Raw genomic sequence first — 8157 nt, forward strand, 5'->3', positions numbered from 1 at the left:
AGACGCAAAGGCGCAAAGTTTTTTTGTTTTTTATATTTGCCTTAAAGGCTTTAATACTCTTTTTTTGTATGTATAAATCGTCTTATGCCACTTTTAATTAAAGGAACATTGAAGTTGATTAAAAAGCCTAAATCTTTATCAAGTAATTTTAAGTGACTTATAATTTGTGCTTCCCAAACGGGATTTACTTGTTCAACTGCTTTTATTTCTATGATTATACAATCTTCGATTAACAAATCGAGACGTAATCCTTCATCGAATACGATTCCGTCATAAATAATCGGAATATGAATCTGGCGCTTAACAATAAGACCGGTCTTGCCGATTTCGTGAGCCAAACAAACTTCGTAAACTCTTTCTAATAATCCGGGTCCAAGTTGTTTGTGGACTTTAAATGCAGCATTTACAATAATTCTTCCTATTTCTTCTGTTCTTTCTGTGAGCATTTTTTTTGTTTTTGTCACGAAAGCACGAAGACACAAGGCTAATTTGTTCTGATGAGGTTTAAGTCGTCAGTGAAAAAAGAATAAAAGATACCCCGTGAATTTATGTCTTCGTGGTATTTTTATTTTTTGTGTTCAAGCAAAATTTATAAAAAAACTTTGCGTCTTCGCGCCTTAGCGGCAATAACTTATCTCTTAAAACTCAGCACTTCCAGGAGTTCTAGGAAAAGGAATTACGTCGCGGATGTTTGACATACCTGTAACAAACAATACCAAACGCTCAAATCCTAAACCGAATCCTGAGTGTGTTGCCGAACCAAATCTTCTGGTGTCTAAATACCATGATAATTCTTCTTCGTCGATTTCTAAGGCTTTCATTTTTTCAATTAAAACGTCGTAACGCTCTTCTCTTTCAGAACCACCAACGATTTCTCCAATTCCTGGGAAAAGGATATCCATGGCACGAACTGTTTTTCCGTCCTCATTCAAACGCATGTAAAATGCCTTAATGTTTGCCGGGTAATCAAATAAAATTACCGGACATTTAAAGTGTTTTTCAACCAAATAACGTTCGTGCTCTGACTGTAAATCAGCTCCCCATTCGTTAATGATATAGTTGAATTTTTTCTTTTTATTTGGAGTTGAATCTCTTAAAATATCAATTGCTTCAGTATAAGAAACACGTTTAAAGTTGTTTTCTAGTACAAAGTTTAACTTTTCTAACAAAGCCATTTCGCTTCTGTCGGCCTGCGGTTTTGATTTTTCTTCCTCTAATAATCTTCCCTCCAGGAATTTTAAATCATCGCCACAATTGTCCAAAGCATATTTTATTACATATTGAATAAAATCTTCCGCCAAGTCCATGTTGTCATCCAGATTGTTGAAAGCCACTTCTGGCTCAATCATCCAAAATTCTGCCAGGTGGCGAGAAGTATTTGAATTTTCAGCTCTGAAAGTTGGTCCAAAAGTATAGATCTGACCCAATGCCATAGCGAAAGTTTCTCCCTCTAATTGTCCTGAAACTGTTAAGTTGGTTTCTTTTCCGAAGAAATCTTCTTTATAATTTACTTTTCCGTCTTCTGTTCTTGGTGTATTGTCAAATGGTAAAGCCGTAACTTTAAACATCTCTCCTGCACCTTCAGCATCAGAACCGGTGATAATTGGCGTGTTTACATATACAAAACCTTTTTCCTGAAAATATTTGTGAACCGCAAACGACAATACCGAACGCACACGCATAATCGCGCCAAAAGCATTCGTTCGTACACGTAAATGCGCATTGGTACGTAAAAATTCTAAAGTATGTTTTTTAGGCTGCATTGGGAATTTCTCGGGATCTGAATCTCCTAAAATTTCAATTTTAGAAACCTGAATTTCGTATTTCTGACCAGCACCTTTGCTTTCAACCAAAGTTCCTGTTAAAGATACAGCAGCTCCGGTGGTGATTCTTTTTAGAGTGTCCTCGGGTGTATTTTCAAAATCAACAACACATTGTATATTATTAATGGTAGAACCGTCATTAAGCGCGATGAACTGATTATTTCTAAAAGTTCTCACCCATCCTTTTGCATTAACCTCCTGAAGCGTCGTAGTACTGTTTAATAAGTCTTTAACTTTTGTGTGTTTCATTTTTAATAAAATTGATATTAAATAATATTGTTGTTCAATAACTGCAAATATAATTGATTTGTTTGTAATTGTCCTAGCGAGAAGTAATTCAATAGCGTTAGAAAAAGTAGATCAGATTATTTTTAAATGGATTTGCTATTATTCGTCTTGAAAATAAAGAGTTAGTAGTTGTGATTACTGTTTTAAAAACAAAACAGTATCGATCGAAAAGATTCTATCCATAACGATTAATACTGTTCCGGATTAATGTTGTTTAAGGAGTTTGGAAGAGAGCAAAAAGAGACGCGATCATTAATAATAGGATTAAAGCCGCGAAAATTATAGTGCTTACTAGTATTGTTTTGAGGAATACGGCAACTATTGGGTTTCTGGGTCTTTCTGAAGCTAGTTTTCCATCATAGCCATTAATATACAACTGATTTTTCTTGCCTTTGTAATCATAAGAAATGATATAAACAGGGAATATAATAAGCTTGAATTTTATGTTAAGATATTGCGTCTGAATAATATCTGCATGGAACATCTTATTGATGGCATCTGAACTAATTTTTGTTTTAACGGCTTGATCAACCATTTTTTTTGCCTCATGGAATCCTTTTTTTAGATCTATACTGTATTTTTCAACAGTATAATCATTTAAGTATTCATTATTTGTATCGGTTAGTTTTTGTATGTCCCAAGGCTTTATTTGGTTTAACAGATACTGACTGATATTTGCTGAAGCGGAGACTAACACATCATCATAGAAAAGGGTAGTTACACTTGAAAATGAACGATTAAAGGCATTTTTTAGAATAGAGTCGGTATGAGTATTCATATCAAAAGTCCAATAGGGGGTATATACGGCCTCTATTGTTAGTGAAGATGATTGCGTGTTTTTTGTGTACCAAACGTCTTTTATCCAGTTGAGACCAATTTGAATTGCTTTTTCTTTGTCGACTTTAAAAGGTAGCAAGTAAGAAGGTTTTATTACAAGATCCATTTTTGCGTCTCCATCCGTAAAAGGGTTGCTGCAGTACGGACAGCTGGACGATCTTGAGTTTACATTTACTGTAGAAACTGCACCACAGCTTTTACAGTGCATTGTTTTTTCATTGACTAAGTTTTCTGCTTCCAGTTTCTCCAGATATTCCTCGAAATTGGTTTCTTCGATAATAATTTCTTGCTGCGGAATGCTATTTACAGTTTTGCAATATTCGCAGGTTAAATTTTCTTCTCCGGGTTTGTATTTTAATCCAGCTCCACAGTTAGAGCAGTTGAAAGCTTTTAGTGTTTCGTCTTTTATTTCAGCGTTTCTCATTTTAAAAGATTAGTTTTTAGGCAATGGAGGAGGAATTTTTGAAAATAAGTTTTGCAGTTCAGGCACAGTTGAGGCTTTTTGCCATCCTTCCATTCCTTGATTCCATACCAAGGTATCTTCTAAAAGCTGTTTGTTTTCGATTAAAGATGAAATCTGACTTTCGTTAAATGGACCAGATTGAACATTGTTAATTGCAGCAAAATAAGTTTTCCCTTCAACAGGTAATGGTGGAGGCGTTTGATTCGGTGTAAAGGAAGTTTGGTTTGCTGTCGCTGTTTGAGACGATTCGTCAAAAGACTGCATCATTTGTTTTGCCATATGCAATCCAGTTCCGATGCTAAAAGCGGTTCCTGCAATTCCGGAAGGGTTTTCTACGGCTTTTTCAATAGATTGAGCTGTTTTGTATTGTGTGAATTTCTGCATGTCTATCTTATTGAGACGGCTTAATTCAAAAATCTCTTTTTTAATATCCTCAGGCATTGAGGTGTTTTCGAGTAAAAATCTACTGAGTTCTATCCCATAATCCGCAAAATCATCTTTCATGAAGTTAAAAATCGTAGTCGAAAGTTCAGTAGTGTTACCTACATACGATTCTATCGGTAATTTTGCTTCACCAATTGCATCAGTAAAACGCGAAACAATTATACTTTTTAATTGCTCTGCAATTTCTTGGGTGGTAAATTGTCCGTCGGTACCCACAATTTCCTGAATGAATTTTTGAGAATCAACAACTTTAAAAGCATAGGTTCCAAATGCTCTGACTTCCAGCATTCCAAAACGATCGTCATTTAAAATTAACGCATTTTTTGTTCCCCATTTCTGATCGATAAAGTTGCGAGTGTTAATAAAATAAACTTCTGCTTTAAAGGGACTGTTAAAATCATATTTCCAGCCTTTTAAAGTAGATAAAATAGGTAAATTTTGAGTATTTAGATTATAAGTTCCTGCGCTAAAAATGTCTGCAATTTTGCCTTCATTCATGAAAACAGCCTGCTGACCTTCTCTAACAATAAGTTTACTGTTGTTTTTTATTTCATTCTGAAATCTTTCAAATCTATAAACAATAGTATTGTTGGTATTGTCTACGAATTCAATGATGTCAAGGAATTCATTCCTTAATCTATCAAATATCCCCATTTTTAATTTAGTTAAATTTTAAATTCAAATGTAAGAATAATTTGTTTTCTTGTTTGAACAAAAAGGATCTTTTATTGTTTTAATATTTATTTTTAGATTGTTTTTCGCGCGTAAAAATCAGAACGAAATTTAGTTAAGTGAATAAATGGTTAATAAGAAAATACGAAGTGTAGTTGGGGGTTCATCAAAAAAAACACACATTCATGAATTTTAATTCGTAAATGTGTGTGTTTATTTTATAAAATTGCTGTTTCTCGTTGTTTCTCTACATTTTGATGTAGTGATAAATCGAATTGAACAATTCGCGCTAATTCGTGAAATTCGAGGCAAAAAAACTACTCCAAATTCTCCAAATCCTCTTTCTTCGCCTTCTTCTTCTCAAATGTCAAAACCAAAGCCGGTAAAACCAATAAGTTCGCAAACATCGCAAATGCAAGTGTACAAGAAATTAATCCCCCAAGTGCAATTGTTCCGCTAAAGCTCGAAAGCGTAAAAGTGGCAAAACCTAAAATCAAAACTACCGAAGTATAAAAAGTACTGATTCCGGTTTCTCTTAAAGCACTGAAAACAGATTTTTTGACCTTTCCGTTACTTTGCAATAAATCATGTTTGTATTTCGCCATAAACTGAATCGCATTATCTACTGAAATTCCAAATGCAATACTGAATACTAATATAGTAGACGGTTTTAGAGGGATTCCAAAATACCCCATTAATCCCGAAGTAATGCAAAGCGGTAAAACATTCGTAATAACCGAAGCGAAAACCATTTTGAAAGAGCGGAATAAATACAACATCAGTATCGCAATCACCAGTATAGCAAAAATCAACGATTCGATTAAGTTGTCTACTAAATACGAAGTTCCTTTCTGGAAAACCAAAGCTTTTCCGGTAACTGTAACTTCATAACGGTCTTTTGGGAAAATTTCTTCAATTTTTTTATGTAGTTTTTTCTCGACTCTCGCCATTTCATCTGTACCGATATCCTTCATGAAAGTAGTGATACGGGCGTATTGACCAGTCGAATCTACATAAGCTTTCATTAGATTGTCTTTACTGTTTTTCGTCGCATTTTTAGCATAGCCCAAAATAAAAGTCTGCTCTTGCGAAGTTGGCAGTTGATAATATTCAGGATTTCCGTTGTAAAAAGCCTGTTTTGAATATTTAACCAAATTTACAATCGAAACCGGTTTTGCCAATTCAGGCATTTCGATAATTGTATTTTGTAATTCATCCATTTTACGAATGGTAGACGCTTTCATAACACCTTTTTTCTTCTTAGTGTCAATCATTATTTCGAGTGGCATTACACCATTGAATTCTTTTTCGTAGAATAAAATGTCTTTAAAGAACGAAGCACTTTTTGGCATTTCTCCGATCAAACTTCCCGAAACTTTCATTTGTGAAACTCCGATAACACTAAAAACTAAAAGCAAACCGTAAAGGATGTAAATTACTTTGCGTTTGTTTTTTACCACATTTTCAACAAAGTCAAGCAGGGTAGAAATATAGGTTTTGGTTAAGTGATACAAATGTTTTTCATTTGGCATCGACATAAAGCTGTATATAATTGGCACAATTAAAAGAGTCAATAAATAAACAGAGATCACATTGATAGAAGTCACTAAACCAAATTCAAAAAGCAGATCGTTGCCCGTAATCATAAAAGTAGCAAAACCAATTGCAGTCGTCAGATTCGTCATTAGAGTCGAAACTCCGATTCTCGAAATAATACGTTGCAAAGCTCTTGCCTGATTGTTGTGAAGTTTGATTTCCTGCTGGTATTTATTAATCAGGAAAATACAATTCGTGATTCCGATTACGATAATTAATGGCGGAATAATAGCCGTTAGAATCGTGATTTTGTAATGAAATAATCCAAGTGTTCCGAAGGACCAGATTACCCCGACAATCAAAATACAGATGGAAATAAAAGTAGCTCTGAACGAACGGAAAAAGAAAAAGAAAATCAAAGAAACAGTCAATAAAGCCGCACCGATAAAAAGTCCGATTTCGCCTTTCATATTGGCAGCATTGATGGTTCTGATATAAGGCATCCCCGAAACACGCAGGTCAATTCCCGTAGTTTTTTCGAATTTATCGATTTTAGGGACTAAATTTTCAAGGATAAAAGTTTTTCTTTCGGCTGTATTTACAATCTTTTTATTGATGTAAATAGCAGATCGAACACTGCCGCTTTCTTTATTAAACAATAGTCCCTCGTAAAAAGGCAGATTGTGAAACAGATCGTATTGAATACTTTTTAGATAAGCCGGATCATGCGTTTTGTTTTGGTTGATAAACGGTGACAAAACAAATTTTTCGTTAACGGTATCTTTTTCCAGTTTTTTCAAATCGTTTAAGGAAACCACTAAATCTACTTCTTTGGATTCTTTTAAACCTGTCATTAATTCATTCCAGGCAGCATAATTTTTCGGAGTAAAAAAGTTAGGATCTTTAAAACCAATTACAACAAGATTTCCTTCTTCACCAAACTTGTCTAAGAATTTTTGATAGTCTTTATTGGCAATATGATTTTTAGGAAGCAGATTGGCTTCGGTATAGGTCATAGAAAGGTTTTTCCATTGATAAGCAAGGAAAATGGTTAAGGCAGATAAGAGAACTAATATTGCAACTCTGTTTTTAAGTATGATTCGGGCTATTTTTTCCCAAAATCCGACTTGAATAGTGTTTTTCATAAAATCTTTAAAAATGGATGCAAATGTAGTGAAAAGTGCTCAAAATCATAAACAATTGGTTCAGTTTTTACGGTATGTTAACACAAAATTACCATTGGATTTCTAAGATTTATAGCTGATTTTAGAATTACTAGCTTAGCTTTTCGGATATTTGCGCTTAATTTAAAATGAAACAAAAATGAATTGGATTTTGTTAATTATTGCGGGACTTTTTGAAGTTGGATTTGCTTCGTGCTTAGGAAAAGCGAAAGAAACAACCGGAATTATTTCAACCTATTGGATGGCAGGCTTTTTTGTTTGTCTTTCTATCAGTATGATTTTACTATATAAAGCAACACAGGTTTTACCAATTGGTACCGCTTATGCCGTTTGGACAGGAATCGGAGCAGTAGGAACCGTTTTGGTAGGGATTCTGATTTTTAAAGAGCCGGTTACTTTTTGGAGAGTCTTTTTTCTTTCGACATTAATTGCTTCGATCATTGGGTTGAAGTTTGTGTCTAGTCATTAAAAAGGTTAGCCACAGATTAAACAGATTTCTACATATTGTATATTTCAATTCGTGAAATTTGCGCAATTGGTGGCAAAAAAAGGTCGCAGATTAAACGGATTAAACGGATTTACACAGATCGTATATTTTAGTTTGTGAAATTTGCGTAATTCGTGGCAAGAAAACTGGTTACAGGTTTAAAGTTTTAGCGCCAAGCTAAAAAAAAATCCGCGAGAATCCGTTTAATCCGCTTAATCTGTGGCAAAAAAACACCACCAAGGATTTATCTGATTAAACAGATTTGTGCAGATTGTATATTTTAATTTGTGGAATTCGTGGCAAAAAAAGGTCGCAGATTAAACGGATTAAACGGATTTACACAGATCGTATATTTTAGTTTGTGAAATTTGCGTAATTCGTGGCAAGAAAACTGGTTACAGGTTTAAAGTTTTAGCGCCAAGC

General features: G+C 34.2%; 6 protein-coding genes. 1 reads left to right on the plus strand and 5 read right to left on the minus strand.

Annotated features, from left to right (window positions below):
* Window positions 1-50: 50 nt before the first annotated feature.
* The 5 genes from ACHRV5_RS08705 to ACHRV5_RS08725 form a co-directional block, all read right to left on the minus strand.
* The gene (locus ACHRV5_RS08705) at window positions 51-446 is read right to left on the minus strand and encodes a GxxExxY protein (protein WP_395426473.1); all 396 of its coding nucleotides are present in this window, start codon (window positions 444-446) and stop codon (window positions 51-53) included.
* Between the two features lie 192 nt (window positions 447-638).
* Window positions 639-2072 carry an asparagine--tRNA ligase gene (asnS, locus tag ACHRV5_RS08710; RefSeq protein ID WP_395426474.1) on the minus strand — a complete coding sequence of 478 codons (1434 nt, stop codon included), beginning with the start codon at window positions 2070-2072 and terminating at the stop codon, window positions 639-641.
* Between the two features lie 253 nt (window positions 2073-2325).
* Window positions 2326-3372 (minus strand): hypothetical protein, encoded by a 1047-nt coding sequence (locus tag ACHRV5_RS08715; protein WP_395426475.1) that lies wholly within the window; start codon window positions 3370-3372, stop codon window positions 2326-2328.
* Between the two features lie 9 nt (window positions 3373-3381).
* Entirely contained in the window at window positions 3382-4509 is a 1128-nt protein-coding gene (locus ACHRV5_RS08720; RefSeq protein ID WP_395426476.1) for an SPFH domain-containing protein, read from the minus strand.
* Between the two features lie 335 nt (window positions 4510-4844).
* Complete coding sequence (locus ACHRV5_RS08725; RefSeq protein ID WP_395426477.1) at window positions 4845-7208, minus strand: RND family transporter; 2364 nt, start codon at window positions 7206-7208, stop codon at window positions 4845-4847.
* A 178-nt stretch (window positions 7209-7386) separates the two neighbouring features.
* Between ACHRV5_RS08725 and ACHRV5_RS08730 the strand changes: the two genes are divergently transcribed.
* Window positions 7387-7716, plus strand: a complete 330-nt coding sequence (locus ACHRV5_RS08730; protein WP_047778919.1) for a multidrug efflux SMR transporter — start codon at window positions 7387-7389, stop codon at window positions 7714-7716.
* The last annotated feature ends 441 nt before the right edge of the window (window positions 7717-8157 follow it).

The sequence above is a fragment of the Flavobacterium sp. FlaQc-52 genome (assembly GCF_044007495.1).
Taxonomy (GTDB): Bacteria; Bacteroidota; Bacteroidia; order Flavobacteriales; family Flavobacteriaceae; genus Flavobacterium; species Flavobacterium cupriresistens.